This window comes from Microbacterium sp. NPDC058389 (assembly GCF_042722305.1).
GTDB lineage: Bacteria > Actinomycetota > Actinomycetes > Actinomycetales > Microbacteriaceae > Microbacterium.
On record NZ_JBHXJQ010000008.1, the window covers coordinates 1 to 18,433 of the forward strand.

14 protein-coding genes are annotated in these 18,433 nt (G+C 71.7%); 11 read left to right on the forward strand and 3 right to left on the reverse strand.

Annotated features, from left to right (window positions below; translation table 11 throughout):
- Positions 1 to 119: 119 nt before the first annotated feature.
- From ACFWJ8_RS12350 to ACFWJ8_RS12400, 11 genes are all read left to right on the forward strand, one after another.
- Positions 120 to 959, forward strand: coding sequence for a universal stress protein (locus ACFWJ8_RS12350; RefSeq protein ID WP_378811726.1), 840 nt, complete (start codon positions 120 to 122; stop codon positions 957 to 959).
- Positions 960 to 1,038: 79 nt separating this feature from the next.
- Positions 1,039 to 2,079, forward strand: coding sequence for a LacI family DNA-binding transcriptional regulator (locus ACFWJ8_RS12355; protein ID WP_378811728.1), 1,041 nt, complete (start codon positions 1,039 to 1,041; stop codon positions 2,077 to 2,079).
- A 151-nt stretch (positions 2,080 to 2,230) separates the two neighbouring features.
- On the forward strand, positions 2,231 to 3,604 hold the full coding sequence (locus ACFWJ8_RS12360) for an ABC transporter substrate-binding protein (RefSeq protein ID WP_378811730.1): 1,374 nt from the start codon (positions 2,231 to 2,233) through the stop codon (positions 3,602 to 3,604).
- 63 nt (positions 3,605 to 3,667) lie between these two features.
- On the forward strand, positions 3,668 to 4,702 hold the full coding sequence (locus ACFWJ8_RS12365) for a carbohydrate ABC transporter permease (protein ID WP_378811732.1): 1,035 nt from the start codon (positions 3,668 to 3,670) through the stop codon (positions 4,700 to 4,702).
- On the forward strand, positions 4,699 to 5,601 hold the full coding sequence (locus ACFWJ8_RS12370) for a carbohydrate ABC transporter permease (protein WP_378811734.1): 903 nt from the start codon (positions 4,699 to 4,701) through the stop codon (positions 5,599 to 5,601). The genes ACFWJ8_RS12365 and ACFWJ8_RS12370 overlap by 4 nt, the downstream gene beginning before the upstream one ends.
- Positions 5,598 to 6,305, forward strand: coding sequence for a hypothetical protein (locus ACFWJ8_RS12375; RefSeq protein ID WP_378811736.1), 708 nt, complete (start codon positions 5,598 to 5,600; stop codon positions 6,303 to 6,305). The genes ACFWJ8_RS12370 and ACFWJ8_RS12375 overlap by 4 nt, the downstream gene beginning before the upstream one ends.
- The gene (locus ACFWJ8_RS12380) at positions 6,302 to 8,386 is read left to right on the forward strand and encodes a glycoside hydrolase family 36 protein (protein WP_378811737.1); all 2,085 of its coding nucleotides are present in this window, start codon (positions 6,302 to 6,304) and stop codon (positions 8,384 to 8,386) included. Before ACFWJ8_RS12375 ends, ACFWJ8_RS12380 begins: the two co-directional genes overlap by 4 nt.
- Positions 8,379 to 9,296, forward strand: a complete 918-nt coding sequence (locus ACFWJ8_RS12385) for a family 43 glycosylhydrolase (protein WP_378811739.1) — start codon at positions 8,379 to 8,381, stop codon at positions 9,294 to 9,296. The genes ACFWJ8_RS12380 and ACFWJ8_RS12385 overlap by 8 nt, the downstream gene beginning before the upstream one ends.
- Positions 9,293 to 10,258 carry a hydroxyacid dehydrogenase gene (locus ACFWJ8_RS12390; protein ID WP_378811740.1) on the forward strand — a complete coding sequence of 322 codons (966 nt, stop codon included), beginning with the start codon at positions 9,293 to 9,295 and terminating at the stop codon, positions 10,256 to 10,258. Before ACFWJ8_RS12385 ends, ACFWJ8_RS12390 begins: the two co-directional genes overlap by 4 nt.
- A 22-nt stretch (positions 10,259 to 10,280) precedes the next feature.
- Positions 10,281 to 11,873: a glycoside hydrolase family 43 protein gene (locus ACFWJ8_RS12395; RefSeq protein WP_378811742.1), complete on the forward strand. Its 1,593-nt coding sequence runs from the start codon at positions 10,281 to 10,283 to the stop codon at positions 11,871 to 11,873.
- Between the two features lie 114 nt (positions 11,874 to 11,987).
- Positions 11,988 to 15,485 (forward strand): hypothetical protein, encoded by a 3,498-nt coding sequence (locus ACFWJ8_RS12400; RefSeq protein ID WP_378811743.1) that lies wholly within the window; start codon positions 11,988 to 11,990, stop codon positions 15,483 to 15,485.
- 49 nt (positions 15,486 to 15,534) lie between these two features.
- Here ACFWJ8_RS12400 and ACFWJ8_RS12405 read toward each other — a convergent pair whose 3' ends face one another.
- The 3 genes from ACFWJ8_RS12405 to ACFWJ8_RS12415 form a co-directional block, all read right to left on the reverse strand.
- The gene (locus ACFWJ8_RS12405) at positions 15,535 to 16,479 is read right to left on the reverse strand and encodes a Ppx/GppA phosphatase family protein (protein WP_378811744.1); all 945 of its coding nucleotides are present in this window, start codon (positions 16,477 to 16,479) and stop codon (positions 15,535 to 15,537) included.
- Positions 16,480 to 16,538: 59 nt separating this feature from the next.
- Entirely contained in the window at positions 16,539 to 17,297 is a 759-nt protein-coding gene (locus ACFWJ8_RS12410) for an SDR family NAD(P)-dependent oxidoreductase (protein ID WP_378811746.1), read from the reverse strand.
- Positions 17,287 to 18,433, reverse strand: a 1,147-nt coding sequence (locus ACFWJ8_RS12415; protein ID WP_378811747.1) for an ATP-NAD kinase family protein, incomplete at its 5' end; no start/stop codon positions are given. The genes ACFWJ8_RS12410 and ACFWJ8_RS12415, both read right to left, overlap by 11 nt.

The window sequence follows — 18,433 nt, forward strand, 5'->3', positions numbered from 1 at the left end:
CCGTCGCCGACGAGGCGACGGTCCGCCCCTCCGCGTTCGGGGGGCGAATTGTCACGGCCCTCGTCCCTGCGCGCGACGCAGCGGTCGGGCTAGCCTGAGGGCATCCGAGAGGAGTCATCGTGGGTGGAGCGATCGTCGTCGGAATCACGGAGGCCGCGGTCACGCGCCGAGCGGTGGACTGGGCCGCGCAGCGGGCCGCCGAGCGGAGTCAGCCGCTGGAGCTGCTCGCCGTGGTCGGCGGCTCGACCGGTGCGATCGGCGAGGGGTCGATCGTCGAGGCGGCCCTCGCCGAGGCTCAGGTGCGAGCGGAGGCGGAGGCCTCCCGTGTGGCCGCCGGCGGGCTGGAGGTGCGCACGCGGGTCGGGCGCGGCAACCCGGTCTCGCGACTGCTGGAGGCCTCGGAGGAGGCGGCGCTGCTCGTGATCGGCAGCGACTACCGCGGCCCGGGCTCGAAGGCCTCGCGCGGTGCGCACGGGCTTCGGATCGCCGCCGGAGGGCACTGCCCCGTCGTGGTCGTGCCCGACTTCGACCTCACCGGCCGCTCCGGCGTGCTCGTGGGGGTCGACGGCTCGCCGACGGCGGAGCGGGCCGTCGCGTTCGCGGCCGCCGAAGCCGACCGGCTGCGGGAGCCGCTCGTCGCGGTGTCGGTGTGGACGCCGCTCGAGGTGCCGCGCAACATGGGCGTGTACCCCGTGGAGTACCTCGAGAACCTGGCGCAGCTGACCGAGGAGTCTCTCGCCATCTCGCTCGCGGGGCTGCGCTCGCAGTATCCCGACCTGGAGATCGTGCCGCGCGTCGAACGCGGGTACCCGTCGCAGATCCTGAACGAGCTCGCCGCGGACGCGCGGCTGGCCGTCGTCGGCTCGCACGGGCGCGGCGCGCTGGCGCGGTTCCTGCTCGGGTCGATCAGCCAGGAGGTGCTGGCGCGCCTGGCGACCGCGACCGCGGTCGTGCGCTGAGCGACGCCGGCACGCTCGGCGGCCCGCATCCGGGATACTGGATAGCGTTATCTGCCACGCGCACGCCCCGGGGAGACGAATGTCCAAGAGCGCCAAGCCTGCCACCCTCGCAGACGTCGCCAGGCTGGCCGGGGTGTCGGTGCCGGCGGCCTCTCGCGCGCTCAACGGCGGCGTCCGCGGCAAGCAGAGCGGCTCGCCCGAGGTGCGCAGCCGCGTCGAGGAGGCCGCGCGCACGCTCGGCTACTCGGTGAGCCCCGCCGCGCAGACCATCAAGGGCGGCCGCGCCAACACCGTGGCGTTCATCGTCGGCGACATCGACGACTTCGGCTCGGCCACCATGATCGCGGGCGTGATGCATGCCGCCGAGGAGCGCGGCGTCTCGGTCGCGGTGCGTACGACGCGTGACGACTCGATGCGGGAGCTCGAGCTGCTGACTCAGTTGCGCGGTGAGCGCCACCTCGCCGTCGTGATGGCGACGAGCCGTACGACCGACCCCGCGCGCGAAACGGCGGTTCGCGAGCAGCTCCGCGTGCTGAACGAGCACGGCGCGCGCATCGTCGTCATCGGTGACAACGACCTCGGGTTCCCGACCGTGACGGTGGACAACCGTCACGCCGCGCGCCTGCTGGCAGAGGGGCTCGCGGATGCCGGGAACCGTCGCTTCGGGATCGTCTCGGGTCCCTCGATCGAGGTGACGGCGCTCGAGCGCGTCGGAGGGTTCGTCGCGGGGCTCGCGGACCGCGGCATCGAGGTGGACGACCATGACGTCGTGCACACCGAGTTCTCGCGCGACGGCGGATACCGTGCAGTAGAGCAGCTGCGCGACCGCTTGGGGGAGTTCGACGTGATCGCCGCCATGAGCGACGCCATGGCCGTCGGCGTCATCGCCCGGCTGCGGGAGCTCGGCGTGACGACCCCGGGCGACATCGAGGTCACCGGGTTCGACCATGTTCCGATGCTCGGCGACGTCCTGCCCGGCTTCAGCACCGTCGAGGTTCCGCTGGAGCGGTTCGGCGGGGCGGCGCTCGAGCTCGTGCTCGACGCCGACGCCGATGCGGACGCGGCGATCGCGCTCACGGCGACGCCGATCCTGCACGGTCTGGCGCTCGAAGCTCGGTAGTCCACGCGCGCTGGCGGGAGGCATCCCTTCGCTCCTCACCCTTGCCGACCCAGGCCGGAAAGCGCTTAACGCAAAGTACTGGCAAACGTTGTCCACTTTGGGGTACTCTCTCCGAGACGGAAACGTTCCGGCACGAATCAAGGGAGATCACATGCACGACGCAACGACGCGGGCAGCGGTGCGCGCCCGGCTGGGCCGCCGCTCGCCCTGGGCGGCCGGCGCAGCGGGAATCGCTGTCGCGGCACTGGCACTGACGGGCTGCAGCGGGGGCGGATCGGGCTCCGAGGGCGACGCTGCAGCCAAGGAGAAGACGACGATCCGCTTCCTCTACGCGACCGGCGACGACACCTGGAACTCGGTCGTCGACACGGTCGTCACGGCATTCAACGAGCAGAGCGACACGACCAAGGTGCAGCTCGATCCGCTTCCTGCAGGCAGCGACTACGCAACCGCGCTCAAGACGATGGATGCCACCGGCAACTGGCCGGCCGTCGTCGACATGCGCGACACCCTCACCTATGTGAACGCGGGCAAGCTGGCGCCGATCCCCGAGTCGGTGACCGAGCTCATCCAGCCGGAGGCGTTCGGGACCGCCGAGGACGGCAATGTGTACACCGTGCCGTACAGCGCGCTCAACGGCGAGATCGGCCTGAACATCGTCTACAACAAGGACTACTTCGCGGACAACGACCTCGAGGTGCCCGAGACGTACGACGACTTCCTCGACCTCCTCGCCGACATCAAGGCGAACGGCGACGCGCCGCTCGCGACCGCGGCTGCCGAGGTGTGGCCGAGCGACCAGCTGTGGAAGCCGCTGGCCGCACCCTACTTCGCCGAGTACGGGGACGAGGGCGGGTTCTGGACCGCCGCGCAGAACGGCGACGCCGCCGTCGAGGACCTGCGCGAGCCGCTGCAGGAGCTGCTCGACATCACGAACGACTACGTGCTCGAAGGCTGGCAGTCCACCGCTGACGCGCAGACCACCACACTGCTCGTCAACGACATGGCCGTCATGGCGACCTCGTCGGCCGGCATCGGGCGACTCAACGACATCCACAAGGTCGACCCCGACTTCAACGCGGGCCTGTTCATCATCCCCGCCGAGGACGGCTCGATCAACGTGCTCAAGAACGCGGTCAACGGCGACACCGCCGGCGGTCTCGCGATCTCGGCGCAGGCGGCCGAGGACGAGGACGAGTACGCGTCGGCGACGGAGTTCCTGGAGTACTTCTATCAGGTCGACACCGCCAACCTGATGGAGTCCGAGGGGTGGCTCGCGCCCAACATCGTCGCCTCGGACGAGATCGAGCGCAACACCTCGATCCCGGGCTCGAAGGACTACTTCGCCCTGCTGGAGAACCCGAATCTCCAGTGGTACGAGAACGTGTCGGACCTGTCGACCTTCAGTGCGTTCAACACGTTCTTCCGCCAGGCGCGCATCGAGATGCAGGACGGTCAGTCGTCGATCGACGACACGATCGCCAAGGTGCAGGCCGAATTCGACAAGACGGTCGCCGCGGGCTGAAACGCGTGACGCGGTGCCCGGGCACGCGCCCGGGCACCGCGGAGCGGAGGCGAGGAGGTCTCCATGACAGATCAGAGTGCCCTGCAGGGGCAGACCCAGGTGGTCGGCACCGCCGTCCGCCTGAGCGGTGAAGGACCGCTCGACGGTGCTCCGGACGGCGTGCGCGACGACGTGCCGCTCGTGCCGAAGGGCACCGCGGGGGAGAAGCGCCGGACGGGCCGGTTCCGGTCCGGGCGGTGGGTGATGCTCGGCTTCATCGCTCCGGCGCTGGTGATCTACCTGCTCATGGTGATCGTGCCGTCGCTGCAGTCGCTGCAGCTGAGCTTCACGGACTGGGACGGCATCAGCCCCGACTACGACTACGTCGGCGTCGCCAACTACGAGGAGATCCTCACCAGCGGCCGCTTCTGGAACGCGGTGAGGAACACGCTGATCCTGGGCCTCGGGTCGGCGGTCATCATCAACGCCATCTCGCTCGGCGTCGCCCTCATGCTCGACAAGGTCGGGCGGTGGCAGGGGCTCTTCCGCACCGCGGTGTACCTGCCGTCGCTCGTGAGCGCATTCATCCTCGCGACGGTCTGGAAGTACCTCCTCAACTACAACTTCGGCGCGGTGAACACGTTCCTGCGCGATGCCGGGTTCCCTGACTGGGCGCGGGACTGGCTGGGCGACAGCTCGATCGTGGTCGGCGTCATCCTGTTCATCACGTGCTTCACGCTCGGCGGCAACACGACGCTCATCTACCTCGCCAACCTGCAGTCCGTGCCGCAGGAGCTCATCGAGGCGGCCCGCATCGACGGGGCGAACAGCCGCCAGGTGTTCCGCCACGTCACGTGGCCGATGCTCGCGGGCGCGGTCACCGTCAACATGACGCTCGCGATGATCGCGGGCTGGACGATCTTCGACCAGGTCATGGTGCTCACGTCGGGCGGGCCCGGGTTCGTGAGCGAGACCATGGCGTTCTTCATCTACAAGGTCGGCTTCGGCGAGTACCGCGCCGGCTTCGGCAGCGCGGCGGCGATCGTGCTGTTCCTCGTGGTGATCGTCAGCACCGTCGCGGCGAACGCCTACATGCGCAAGAGGGAGATCCAGGCATGAGCACCGAGACGCAACTGCTCGTCGCGCCGCAACCCGCGTCGGGCCGCGGACGCCGCAAGGCGGCATCCCCCCGCAAGAAGCTCACCGTCGGCCAGATCGTCGTCATGGTCGTGCTCGCGGTGCTGGTGCTGATCGTGGCGAGCCCGGTGATCTACGCGCTGCTGAACTCGTTCCGCTCGTACGCCGAGATCACGAAGGACCCGATGGGACTGCCCACGCAGTTCACCCTCGACAACTACGTGCAGCTGTTCCAGCAGACCGACTACGGCGAGGCGCTCGTCAACACGCTCATCATCACGGTCGCGACCGTCGTGCTGCTCGTGGCGATCGTGCCGATGGCGGCGTACGGCATCGAGCGCGTCGGCGGCCGCACGTCGCGGTTCATGTACATCCTGTTCATCGCGGGACTGATGATCCCGTTCCAGGTGCGCATGATCCCGCTCGTCAAGGGCTTCAACGAGGTCGGGCTGTACAGCACGCTGACGAGCGTCATCCTCGTGCACCTCGGCGGCGCGGCGAGCTTCGGCATCCTGCTGTACTGCAGCTTCCTCAAGAGCGTGCCGATCGACGTCGAGGAGGCGGCCTCCATCGACGGCGCCGGACGCCTGCGCACGTTCTGGTCGATCGTGTTCCCGATGCTGCTGCCGGTGACATCGGCGTTCGTGATCATCCAGGCGCTCGGGCTGTGGAACGACTTCTTCATCCCGCTGGTGTTCCTCGACTCGTCGTCCGCGGGAACCATCAACGTGGCCATCAACCGGATGGTGGGCCTGCTCACGTCGCAGTGGCAGCTCATCTACACGGGGGCGATCCTCGCGATCATTCCGTCGGTGGCGATCTTCGCCGCCTTCCAGCGCTACTTCATCAAGGGGATGTCGGTCGGGGCGGTGAAGGGATGAACGCCGCTCTGATCCGCGTGCGCGCACTGATCGCGCTCGACGGGCCGCTGGCGGCCACGGTCCTCGCGGTCTGGCAGTACTTCGTCGTGTCGGTCTCGTTCCTCGGATGCCTCGTCCCGCTGTTCGCCTTCACGACCCTCGTCGGCTGGCAGGCGACGCACCTGGCCGTGTGGCTCGGCGCGGCATCGCTGCTGCCGATCGTGCCGGCCGCCTACGCGCTGCTTCGCGGCACGCGGCTGCTGCTCGCCGAGCGAGGTGAGGCACGCGCGGGCCGCGCCTTCTGGAACGCGTTCGCGAAGGGATGCCGCCATCTGTGGTGGGCGGCCGCCGGAACGAGCCTCGTGGCCCTGGTGCTCGCCTACGACCTGGCGCTGCTCGGCGGCTCCGACGCCGTGCTGCTGCTCGTCGCGGCCGGTGCCGCGCTCGCCGCCGCGCTGCTGATCGGCGTCTGCGTCGTCGCGGGCTCTGACGGGTTCGGGCGGCCGGTCGAGACGCTGACCGCCGCCGTGAAGGCGATCGGGCGGCGTCCGCACATCCCCCTCAGCTGGCTGCTGCTGACCGGTCTGGGGCTCGCGGCCACCGCGATCCCGCTGCTCGGCCCGGCACTCGCCCTGTTCCTCCCGGCACTCGTGGGTGCCGGCATCCACATCTGCAACGACGCGCTGCGTCTGACCCGCCCCGACGAGACGAGCCACACACCGTGACCGACACCATCACCCGTGACCTCCCGGCCGCCGACACCGCACGCGCACGCATCGGCGCGTTCGAGCTTCGGTGGGGACCCGATGCCCCCGCCTCGCTCGTCGTGCCGACCTCGACGCACGCCGGGCGCGACGGCGTCGGGCTCGTGGAGGTCTTCACGTCCGGCGAACAGCGGGCGCGCACCAGCCAGGCGTACTGGCGGTCGGCGGTGGGTGAGCGCTTGCGGGTGCAGCGCTCGGAGGTGACCGGCGGCGCCGGTGCGACGCGAGCGGTCATCGTGCAGAGCGACATCCGCACCGGCCTCGAGGTGCGCACGACCGTCACCGCCCCGGCGGGCACGGCGGCCGTGCGGATCGAGAGCGAGGTGCACAACGCCGGGCGCGAGACCGTCGTGGTGACCGCGGTGTCGTCGGCGACGCTCGGCATCGGGCGGTCTCAGGACGACCTCGACGCGACACGCTGGGGCACGGCGGCCAGCGAGTGGCTCGCCGAGGACCGCTGGAGCGAGGTCTCGGTGCGCGCCGTGCTGCCCGACATCGACCTCGCGTTCCACGGGCAGGACGGGCGCGGCCATGTCGGGCTCACCAGCCACGGTGCCTGGTCGAGCGGCGAGCACGTGCCCTGCGGCTATCTCGCGCGCGCCGACGGCGAGGCACTCGCATGGCAGATCGAGACGAGTGCCGGCTGGCACGCCGACCTCAGCCAGGCACGCGACGGCGGGGTGCTGTCGCTCCTCGGCCCGACCGACCTCGAGCACCAGTTCGCACGCGAGCTGCTGCCCGGCGAGACCTTCACCGCCGTGCCGGTCGCCGTGTCGGCATCCACCGCTGCGCGCGACGGCGCGATCGCCGAGCTCACGCGCTACCGGAGGTGGCTGCGCGGCACCGCCGGCGAGCAGCAGCTGCCGGTGGTGTACAACGACTTCATGAACACCCTGATGGGGCAGCCGACGACCGAGAAACTGCTCCCGCTGATCCAGGGCGCGGCCGAGGCGGGGGCGGAGGTGTTCTGCATCGACGCCGGGTGGTTCGCCGATCCCGAGGTCAGTGACTGGTGGTCGAGCGTCGGCGAATGGCGCGAGGCGCCCGCGCGGTTCCCCGGCGGAGGGCTGGCCCGCGTGATCGACGCGATCCGCGCCGCCGGCATGGCGCCCGGGCTGTGGCTCGAGCCCGAGGTCGTGGGCGTCGACAGCCCGGCCGCCGCGACGCTGCCCGACGAGGCGTTCTTCGTGCGGTTCGGCAGGCGCGTGCAGGAGGACCGCCGGTACCACCTCGACTTCCGCCACCCGGCCGCCCGCGCGCACCTCGACGCCACGGTCGACCATCTGGTCGAGGCGTACGGCGTCCGCTACCTCAAGCTCGACTACAACATCAACCCGGGCGCCGGCACCGAGCACCACGCGACGACCGCGGGCGACGGGCTGCTCGGCCACACGCGGGCATTCCGCGACTGGCTGGTCGGCGTGCAGCGACGGCATCCCGCCCTGCGGATCGAGAACTGCAGCTCGGGAGCCATGCGCGCCGACTACGGACTGCTCGGGGTCACCCACCTGCAGTCCACGAGCGACCAGCAGGACTTCCGCCTGTACCCGCCGATCGCGGCGTCGGCTCCGGCATCCATCCTCCCCGAGCAGTGCGGCAACTGGGCCTACCCGGCCGTCGACATGAGCGACGAAGAGACGTCCTTCACGTTGGTCACGGGTCTCAGCGGCCGGCTGTACCTGTCGGGATTCCTCGACGAGCTGCGCCCCGGCCAGCGCGCCAGGGTCGCCGAAGCCGTAGGGCTGCACAAGCAGCTGCGCGACCGGCTGCGCGAGGCGACGCCGTTCTGGCCGCTCGGGCTTCCGGAGTGGGAGGCGCCGGTCGTATGCCTCGGGCTGCACACCTCCGACGGGGACCTCCTGTTCGTGTGGGACCGGGATGCGGCCCCGGCCGGGTTCACGATCCCCGGCGTGGCGGGCACGGCCGAGGTGCTGTTCCCGGCGGACGCGACGCCGTGGGGTCTCGACACGACGGCGGACGGCCTGGAGGTCTCGACGCCGTCAGGGTTCGGCGCACGCGTGCTGCGGGTGACCCATGGCTGAGCGCGGCGCGATCCTGCCCGGACGGGTGTTCGTCGACGATCGCGGCCGGACCGCCCAGCTGCACGGCATCGGCCTGCAGCGTGTCGGCGATCGCTGGCTCGCCTGGGGAGAGGACAAGGCGGCGGGTGCGACGTTCACGGCGGTCGCCTGCTACTCGTCGGACGACCTCGCCCGCTGGCGTCACGAGGGCGACGCGCTGACCGCGGGCGAGGGCGACATCGCCGCCGGCCGCATCGTGGAACGGCCCAAGGTGCTGCAGCGACCGGACGGGCGCTGGGTCATGCTGCTGCACGTCGACGGGCCGGTCGACGGGGAGGAGGGCGACTACGCCTACGCCCGCGTCGGCTTCGCGATCGCCGACCGCCCGGAGGGGCCGTTCTCGTATGTGCGCAGCGAGCGGCCGCTCGGCAACCTCAGCCGCGACATCGGCGTGTTCCAGGAGGACGGGGTCGGCTACCTGCTGTCGGAGGACCGGGACCACGGTCTGCACATCTACCGGCTGCGCGACGACCATCTCGGTGTCGAGTCGGTCGTCGCCACGCTCCGCCAGCAGGCGAACCCCGTGATCGGCTACGAGTCGCCCACGATGGTGCGCCACGACGGGCGCTACTACCTGTTCGGCTCCGACCTCACCGGGTGGGGCATGAACGACAACATGTACACCAGTGCGCCGGCGCTGGAAGGGCCGTGGGAGGATTGGGCTCCGATCGCGCCCGTCGGCACACGCACCTTCGAGTCGCAGGTGAGCGTCGTGGCACCCGTCGGCGACGGCTACGTCTACGTCGGGGACCGCTGGGATCCGGCGGACCTGCCGCAGTCGCCCGCGGTCTGGCTGCCGCTGCGCATCCGGGACGGGGCCGTGCAGCTCGAGTGGCGCGACGAGTGGACGATCGCGGAGCTCGGCGCATGAGGGCGGCACTGCTGATGGACCCGGCGCTGGTGCCGTTCGTCTTCGGCCCTCACGAGCAGGCGCGGCTGAACGAGCTGCTCGAGATCGATCTGACGCAGCCCACCACCTCGGTCGCAGGCATCCCGGATCCTGCCGGAGTCGAACTGCTGATCACCGGATGGGGTGCGGGCATCCGCCCGGGCGACCTCGGAGCGCTCCCCGCGACGCGCGCCGTCGTTCACTGGGGCGGCGGCAACGGCTCCCTCGACGGGGATGCCGCGGCCCGCGGCATCCCCGTCTCCACCGCGAAGGCGGCCAACGCCGTCCCGGTCGCCGAGTACACCGTGGCGATGATCACGCTCGCCGCGAAGGACGCGTTCTGGCTGTCGCGGGAGTACAGCGCTGAGCAGCGGTTCATCGACCGCGAGGCGGCCGCGCCGCGGGCCGGGCTCTACGGCACGACGATCGGCATCGTGGGGGCGTCCGCCATCGGCACGCTCGTGGTGGACCGGCTGCGCGCGAGCGACGTGCGCGTGCTGCTGTACGACCCGTACGTCTCCGCGGCGGACGCGGACGCGCTCGGGGCCGAGCTCGTCGACGACCTGCGGGCGCTCGCCGCCCGCAGCGACCTGCTCTCGATCCACGCGCCCGAGATGCCGGCGACGATCGGCATGATCTCGGCGGACGTGCTCGCGGCGCTCCCCGACGGGGCCACCGTCATCAACACCGCCCGCGGGGCGCTGATCGATCAGGAGGCGCTCGTCGAGGAACTGCGGCGCGGGCGGCTGCGCGCCGTCCTCGATGTGACCGAGCCCGACCCGCTGCCGCCGGGACACGCGCTGTTCAGCCTGCCCAACGTGTTCCTCACGCCGCACCTCGCCGGGTCGATGGGCAACGAGCTGCGACGGCTCGGCGAGAGCGCGCTCGCCGAGATCGAGCGCTTCGTGGCCGGGCAGCCGTTCCTGCACCCGGTGACGCCGTGATGCACCGAGCCGGAGGCCGCTCGTGCCCGTGATCCACAACCCGGTCCTCCGGGGCTTCAACCCCGACCCGTCGATCCTGCGCGTGGGTGACGACTACTACGTCGCCACCAGCACGTTCGAGTTCCATCCCGCGGTGCGGCTTCACCATTCGCGCGACCTCGTCCACTGGACCGCCATCGGCCACGCCCTCGACGACGGGTTCGAGCTGCGCGGCATCCCGGACTCCGGCGGCGTCTGGGCGCCGAGCCTCACGCACGCCGACGGACGATTCTGGCTGGCGTACTCGATCGTGCGCACGATGGACGGCGACGACAAGGACATCGACAACTACCTCGTCACCGCCGACGACATCGCGGGGCCCTGGAGCGAGCCGGTCCATCTCGGCTCGCGCGGCTTCGACTTCTCGTTCTTCCACGATCCCGACGGCACGCACTGGATCGTCGGCGTGCAGTGGGACCAGCGCCCCGAGCATCCGTCGTTCTCGGGGCTGGTCGTCGAGCAGTACCTCCCGGACGAGCGACGCACGACCGGAGAGGCCGTCGTCGTGTACCGGGAGGACGGCCTCGTCGAGGGCCCCAACCTGTACCGCGTCGGCGGATGGTATTACCTGCTGATCGCGGAAGGCGGCACCGGCTGGAACCACGGCATCACCCTTGCCCGCTCCCGGAGCCTGCTCGGCCCGTACGAGCGGGATCCGCGCGAAGCGGTGCTGACGACGCGCGACGCGCCGGGGCACCCGCTCCAGAAGGCCGGGCACGGCGAACTCGTGCAGATGCCGGGCGGACAGTGGTGGCTCGTGCATCTCGCCAGTCGGCCGACCCTGCATCTGGGCGAGCGCTACAGCACCCTCGGCCGGGAGACGTGTCTGCAGCCGGTGGAGTTCGACGACGACGGCTGGCTCCGCCTCGCCGGCGGCGGGCATCATGCGCGCGTCGAGATCCCCGTGCCCGGCACCACGGTCGAGACGGATGCCGGGCCCGGCCCGCGAGGCTGGACCGACGAGTTCGACGCCGAAGCGCTCGACGGCCGGCGCTGGTCGACGCTGCGTGCCGCGCTCCCCGACGATGTGGCCGACCTCGGCGCGAGACCCGGATGGCTGCGCCTGCGCGGCGGGCACTCCGCCGCGTCGGTGTTCGACCAGGCCATGATCCTGACGCGGGTGGAGGAGCACGACGCGTCGTTCGAGGTGCTGCTCGACGCCGCACCGCGCACGCCGCGCGAAGCCGTGGGACCGATCGCCTGGTACGACCGGTCGGGCTGGATCCAGCTGCAGCTGACCCATGGCGACGACGACGGGCGGCACCTGCGTGTCGTGCGCCGCGACGGGGGGAGCACGACCAGATCGGGGCCCGTCGCCGTGCCCGACGGGCCGCTGCGGCTGCGCATGTCGCTCGACGGCCCCGACCTGCGGTTCGCGTGGGCCGGCGACGCGGAGGGGGAGTGGATGCCGGTCCCCGGCGTGCATCCCGCCTGGACGCTGTCGGACGACCACGGGCCCCGGCTCCGCTTCACCGGGCTCTTCTTCGGGGTGCGCGCCGACGACCTGGACGGCCGCGGCTGGACGGCCGACATCGGCCGCGTCGCCGTGCGCTTCGCCTCGCCGCAGCTCACCTGAAACACCCCTTGACGTCGGACGGCGTGCCCTGCATCGTTAACTGGCAAACGTTATCCATCCTGCAGTCCCCACATCCGCGGTCGGTGTCGACCGCGGCGACAGGAAGAGAGATCGATGAGGATCGAGCAACAACGACGCCGCGTCCGGCGTCTGGTCGGCGCCGTCACCGCGGCTGCCCTGGCACTGGCCGGAGCGGTCACCGCGCTGCAGCCGGCGATCGCCGAGGAGCTGGTGGCCGAGGCATCCCCACCCGCGATCGTGCGGACGCTCAGCGACGCGGGCTTCGCCCACCCGGGGATCGGCTTCACCGCCGACCACCTCGAGAACATGCGTACGCAGGTGCTCGCGGGGGTCGACCCGTGGGCGAGCTACTACGACGCGATGAGCCAGACGAAGTACGCGTCGCGCACCTTCTGGGCCGAGAACGCCCAGCCCGGCACCGACACCCCGAAGAACGACGCGTACGCGAGCGCGGGCATGCGGTCCAGTGCGCTGCGCGACAGCCTCGGCGCGATGGCGCAGGCGCTCGAATACGTCGTCACGGGGGATGAGCAGTACCGCGCCAACACGCTGCACATCCTGCGCACCTGGAGCAGCCTCGACCCGGCGAAGTACGCCTACTTCGCCGACGCGCACATCCACACCGGCGTTCCGCTGTACTACATGCTCATCGCCGCCGAGGTGGTGCGCGGCACCGAGCCGGCGAACGAGACGCGGGACGGCTACGACCTGCGATGGACCGACACCGACCAGCAGCGCATCGAGGACAACCTCGTGCGTCCCGTGCTCAGCACGTTCCTGTACTCGCAGAACCGGCTGTGGAACCAGCACCTCTACGGCGTGATCGGCATGGTCGCCGCCGCGATCTTCCTCGACGACGCCGACCTGTACGCGAAGTACGTCGAATGGTTCACCGTCAACTCGACCTACGAGAGCGAGCACGATCTGTACGGCGGAGACGTCAACGGCGCGCTCGCGTCGATCTTCCGGAACATCCCCGCCGACGCCACCGGCAACACCACGGGACAGCCGTTCGTGCAGCACATGGAGATGCTGCGCGACCAGGCCCACGGCCAGGGCGACGTCGACCTGCTCGTCGCGCTCGCCCGGCTCGTCGACAACCAGGGCACGAAGGTCGACCCCGTCGCAGGCACCGTCTCGACGGCCGCCGACGCGGTGTCGCCGTATCGCTTCCTCGACGACCGCATCCTCGCCGGAGCCGACACCTTCGACGCGTTCATGATGGGCGAAGAGGTGCCGTACATCCCCGCCAATGAGGGTGGGGCGATTTCGCAGGCGTACCGCGGCCGGCTGCAGGATCCCCTCAGCGAGGCCTACCTGCAGTACCGGTACGTCGCCGGTGTCGACGTCGAGACCGAGGCCCCGCACGTGGCCGAGCTCTACGCGCATCGTGACGGGCCGCTGTACTACTACGGCACGGGCATCCAGAACTTCTGGAACGACCGCGGCTCGGACTACACCGGCGCCGAGTACTGGGTGGCCTTCCCGGCCCAGCTCGCCGACGTCGAGGACTCGGTCGCGCCCACGGCGGCGTCGGCCGAGCTGTCGGTGGGCACCTTCGGAACGGCACTGGGTGCGGGGGCGCAGCCGGGCGCGGACGCCGACGGCACCGCGTTCGTGCGCCTCGACGCCGCAGCCGACGACGCCCAGCTCGCGGTGCGCCGCGCGGTCTGGTCGGATCGCACCAAGACCGCGCTCGTGGGCGTCAAGGTCCGCAGCGACGGTGCCGCGCGCCTGCAGATCGCGCGCACGTCGCAGGAGGCGCCGTTCGCCGAGATCGTCGTGCCCGACACCGACGGCCAATGGCGCTACGTCTGGCTCGACCTGAACGTCGACAGGACGCCCGGTGCCGTGGGCGACAACATCGTGTTCCTGAAGGCGACCGGGTCGGACGCCGACGTCGACGTGGCAGGCGTCCTGGCCCAGGCCAACGGCGTGCTCACGCCGCCCGTGTTCGCCGACGCGCCCGCCGTCCGGGCCATGGCCGTTGCGGGCGAACCGTGGACGCACACCTTCGCCACGACTGACGCCGGCGGGCAGCCGCTGCTGTCGCTGCAGAACGCGCCCGCGGGCGCCGCACTGTCGGGCGGCACCGTGACGTGGACGCCCGCGCGCCACGGCACGGCCGACCTGCTCGCCGTCGCATCGGACGGCACGACCGTGACCGCACTGCCCGTCGCGGTCACGATCGCCCCCAACCGCGCATCGGCGATCGGCAAGCTGATGGACGGCGTCGAAGGCGGCAGCGAGCTCTACACGACGGCATCCTGGCTCAAGGTCGACGAGCTGCAGGCGAAGGCCAAGCAGCTGCGCAAGACGGCGGACTCCGCTGCGTTCGCCGCCGTGCTCGATGAGCTCGGTGCGGCGATCGCCGACCTGCGGCTGCTCAACCCGAAGCTCGGCGACGGCACGCTCGACTACACCGGCATCGTGACCGCACCGGCGCTCACCTCGTCGCAGCTGCGTGCCGTCGCCGACGGCGACAACCAGACGTCGTGGGGCGACCAGCGCGTGACCGGCATCGTGTTCGACTTCGGGCCGGGCTTCCGGGTCGCGTCGAACGCGTTCGGCTTCCAGGCGCGCGACACCTTCCCGAATCGGGCCGAGGGCACGAACGTGTACGGATCCGACGACGGCGCCACCTGGACACTCCTCAGCGAGCATCCGAACGCGGGGCAGGATGCCGCCGTCGAATGGATCCCGGTGCGCGAGGGCGTGCGCGAGGAGCGCTTCCGGTTCCTGAAGTTCCAGGTCGACGAGCCGGGCGTGCCGTCCGACCCCGCCTACCCGGGGATCTGGAGCATCGCCGACATCCGCATCGACGGTGTGCGCAGCGAGGCGACGGGGTCCCTGGACACCGTCACGATGTCGTCGCCCGACGGGGTGGCCGGTCGCGTCGTCGCCGGCGACCACGTCGAGCTGAACCTGACCGGGCCCGCCGGCAACACCGGCGTCGCCGTGACGATCCTCGGCGCACCCGCGCAGGTGTCGTCGCCCGGCGCGGGCCAGTGGGTGGCGTCGGCGGCAGTGCCGGCGTCGGCCCAGGCAGGTGCCGCGGTCACCTTCACGATCGCGTTCACGACCTCCGACGGCCGGGCCGCAGACCCGGTGGCCGCGACGACGGACGGCTCGAAGCTGTTCCTGTCGACCGACACGGGCCTGCTCGACGAGGCGTTCCGCACCGCGAAGGTGCTGCGCCCGGACGGTGTGGTCGACACGGCGTGGGCGTCGAACGCGGCCAGGATGTTCGACGGCGACGCCTCGACCCACTCAGACACGCGCCTCAACGCGGGCACGTACGGCAACGTGTGGGACTTTGGTGCCGGCGCGCAGGTCACGCTCACGGGCGCCGAGCTGCTCGTCCGCCAGGACGGGTATGGCACATCCCGCATCGCCGACCTGCGGCTGGAGGGCTCGAACGACCTGCAGAGCTGGACGCGTCTGACGCCGGCGGTGCCCGCCAAGACGCTGGAGTGGCAGCGCTGGGGAGTCCAGGGCGACGCCGCCTACCGGTATGTCCGCATCGCGAACGGTCAGATCCTCGGGGTGGCCGAGCTGCGGCTGTTCGGCAGCATCACGCCGGCGGGCTGAGAGCGGGGCGGATGGGGGCGAGGGGTGACACACCTCTCGCCCCCGCAGCTCAGGCCTCCGGCGCGCTCCAGCTGAGCGACTCGATGTAGCGCAGCAGCACGCCTTCGCGCAGAGCCCACGGCGAGACTTCGAGCTCGTCGACGTCGAGCGCACGCATGGCCTCGTGCAGCACGACGGCGCCGGCGACGATCTGGAACGTCCGGTCGGGCGTGATGCCGGGCAGTTCCTGCCGGGCCGACGCCGGGATGCGGGCAAGACGCGGGATCCACGAGCCGAGCGACGCGCGGGGGAGCAGCATCCGCTCGATCCCCGACCATCCGGGCACCGGGTAGCCGACGAGCTTCGCGAGCGACCGGATCGCCTTGGACGAGCCGACCACGTGGTCGGGCCGGGCGAGCGACCCGAACGACTCCGCGACCGGCGCCAGCGTCGCGCGCGCGTGCTGCCGCAGCCGGTCGACGGCCTCCTCGCCGGGCGGATCGTCGGGGAGGAACTGGATCGTCATGCGCCCCGCTCCGAGCGGGACGGATGCCGCCGCCTCCGGCAGTTCGTCCGCTCCGGCCGCGAGCTCGAGCGAGCCGCCGCCGATGTCGAACAGCAGGATCTGCCCGGCCGCCCATCCGAACCACCGCCGGACGGCGAGGAAGGTGTAGCGCGCCTCGGTCTCGCCGCCGAGGACTTGCAGCGGCTGGCCGAGGGCCTCCTCGATGAGCGCGATGACCGCGGGGCCGTTCGTGGCTTCGCGCACGGCGCTGGTCGCGGTCGCGAGCAGTTCGTCGACGTGTTCGGCGGCGGCGATCTCACGCGCCTCCGACACGGCGGCCACGAGGGCGGAGACGCCTTCGTCGGTGATCGAGCCGTCGGGTGCCAGGTAGCGCATGAGGCGCAGCACGGTGCGCTGGCTCGTGGTGGCCAGCGGGCGCCCTCCCGGGTGCACGTCGGCGACGAGCAGATGGACGGTGTTCGAGCCGATGTCGAGAACTCCCAAGCGCACGGAGAAAGAGTAGCGGCCGGACGCCCCGAGGGGTGTCCGGCCGCTACGCCCGGTTCTGCTCAGGCGATGCCGCCGCCGTCGACCACCAGAGCCGATCCGGTGACATACGACGACTCGTCGCTGGCCAGCCACACGACGGCCGCCGCGATCTCGCGGGGCTGCCCCATACGCTGCAGCGGCCGGTCGGCGGCCTCGGCGAGGAACGCGTTCGTGTCCTGCGCGAGCTGGCGGGCCTCGTCGCGCAGCATCCCGGTGTCGACGTCGCCGGGGTTCACCGAGTTCACACGGATGCCCTGCGGGCCGTGGTCGATCGCGAGCGCGCGGGTCATGTTGACGACGGCGCCCTTCGAGGCGCAGTACGAGATCGCCTGGCCGCCGCCCTTGAGACCCCAGCCGGACCCGGTGTTGACGATCGAGCCGCCGCCGGAGGCCGCCATGATCGGCACGACGTGCTTGCACATGAGGAAGATGGCGCGCACGTTCACGCCGAACACGCGGTCCCACTCCTCGACCGTGGTCTCGACGGCGGTCGTGCGGCGGATGATGCCGGCGTTGTTGAACACGACGTCGATCCCGCCGAGGTCGGCCACGGCCGTGGCGACGACGCGTTCGATGTCGGCCTCGCTGGACACATCGGCGGCGATCGCGACGGCGGTGCCGCCGGCATCCCGGATCTCGTCGGCGACGGCCTGCGCGGCCTCGGCGTTCAGGTCGACGACGGCGACGGCGGCGCCTTCGGCGGCGAATGCGAGCGACGTGGCGCGGCCGATGCCGCCGGCGCCGCCGGTGACGATGGCCTTCTTGCCTTCAAGACGCATGGGGTGCTCCTTCGGATTCTGGTGCGTGGACAGGATAGAGACTGCATGCCGCGGGGCCGGTGATCACCCGCATGTGCCCGGCGAGCACGGCGTCGAGGTCGGGGTCGCCGGTGTCGACGAGCAGGGGCCGGCCCTGCAGCTCGACGAGCTTGGACTCGGGGGCGACGACGACGAGCGGCCCGCGGCCGTCGGGACCGTCGCCGAGCGCCCGGATGACGCGAGCCGACAGCTGCTGGTTGCCGCGGCCGAGCACGAAGCCCTGACCGCCGATCACGCTGACGACCGCCTGGGCGGGGCCGCGCGAGATCTCGTCGAGCAGCTCGGCCTCGCCGGCCGCGCGGCGCACGATGCGGCCGTCGAGCACGACGTCGACCCCGAGCGGCGTCTTCTCGACGCCGAGCGTCCGGGCGAGTTCGGCCATGGTCCCGCCGGGCCCCAGCAGGTACCGCACGCCCGGACGGAGGGTGGATGCCGCCCCCCGCGCCGCCGCGGCGACCGCCGCCTGCTCCGACACGGGGGTGGGGGCCTTGCGCGCCTGCGTGCGCCCGGCTCGATAGGGCACGACCAGCTCGCCGTACAGGCGCGGCTCGACGCGTGCCCGCCGCAGCGCGGCCTCGTCGACGTCGAGCACCTCGCGCACCTGCGTGGGCAGCGCCCCATCGAGCCAGGCACGCGCGAGACCGCCGGCGGCCTGCGGGCTCACCGCGAACACGGGGGAGTACATCTTGACGCCGGCGGGGATGCCCAGCGCAGCGACGCCGGGGCCGTCGGCGAGGCCCGCGACGACGTCACGCGCGGTGCCGTCGCCGCCGGCGAACAGCACGAGCGTCGCGCCGGCGGCGGCGACGGCCCGCACGGCGGCGATCGTGTCGGCGGCCGTCGTCGGGGCGGCAGGCGTGTGGACCACGCGCGGGTCGAGGCCCGCGGCGGTGGCGGCATCCGCCCCCATCGAACCGGCCGCGGTCAGCACCGTGGCGCCGGGTGGCAGAGCAGCCAGCGCCGTCGCGGGGCGGGCGCCCGCGGGCCCCCGCCACCCGCAGGCCCCCCCCCGCCACGTGACCTTCGCGCCGGGCGCCCCCGCGGGCCCGCGGGGGGCCGCGCCCCCCGCGGCGGGGGTGGCGAACGGGCGGAGGGAG

Bases quoted from the DNA above. Each gene is read 5' to 3' on its own strand.
- ACFWJ8_RS12355 (WP_378811728.1), top strand. From the start codon at position 1,039: ATGTCCAAGAGCGCCAAGCCTGCCACCCTCGCAGACGTCGCCAGGCTG.
- ACFWJ8_RS12360 (WP_378811730.1), top strand. From the start codon at position 2,231: ATGCACGACGCAACGACGCGGGCAGCGGTGCGCGCCCGGCTGGGCCGC.
- ACFWJ8_RS12365 (WP_378811732.1), top strand. From the start codon at position 3,668: ATGACAGATCAGAGTGCCCTGCAGGGGCAGACCCAGGTGGTCGGCACC.
- ACFWJ8_RS12370 (WP_378811734.1), top strand. From the start codon at position 4,699: ATGAGCACCGAGACGCAACTGCTCGTCGCGCCGCAACCCGCGTCGGGC.
- ACFWJ8_RS12375 (WP_378811736.1), top strand. From the start codon at position 5,598: ATGAACGCCGCTCTGATCCGCGTGCGCGCACTGATCGCGCTCGACGGG.
- ACFWJ8_RS12385 (WP_378811739.1), top strand. From the start codon at position 8,379: ATGGCTGAGCGCGGCGCGATCCTGCCCGGACGGGTGTTCGTCGACGAT.
- ACFWJ8_RS12390 (WP_378811740.1), top strand. From the start codon at position 9,293: ATGAGGGCGGCACTGCTGATGGACCCGGCGCTGGTGCCGTTCGTCTTC.
- ACFWJ8_RS12400 (WP_378811743.1), top strand. From the start codon at position 11,988: ATGAGGATCGAGCAACAACGACGCCGCGTCCGGCGTCTGGTCGGCGCC.
- ACFWJ8_RS12410 (WP_378811746.1), bottom strand. From the start codon at position 17,297: ATGCGTCTTGAAGGCAAGAAGGCCATCGTCACCGGCGGCGCCGGCGGC.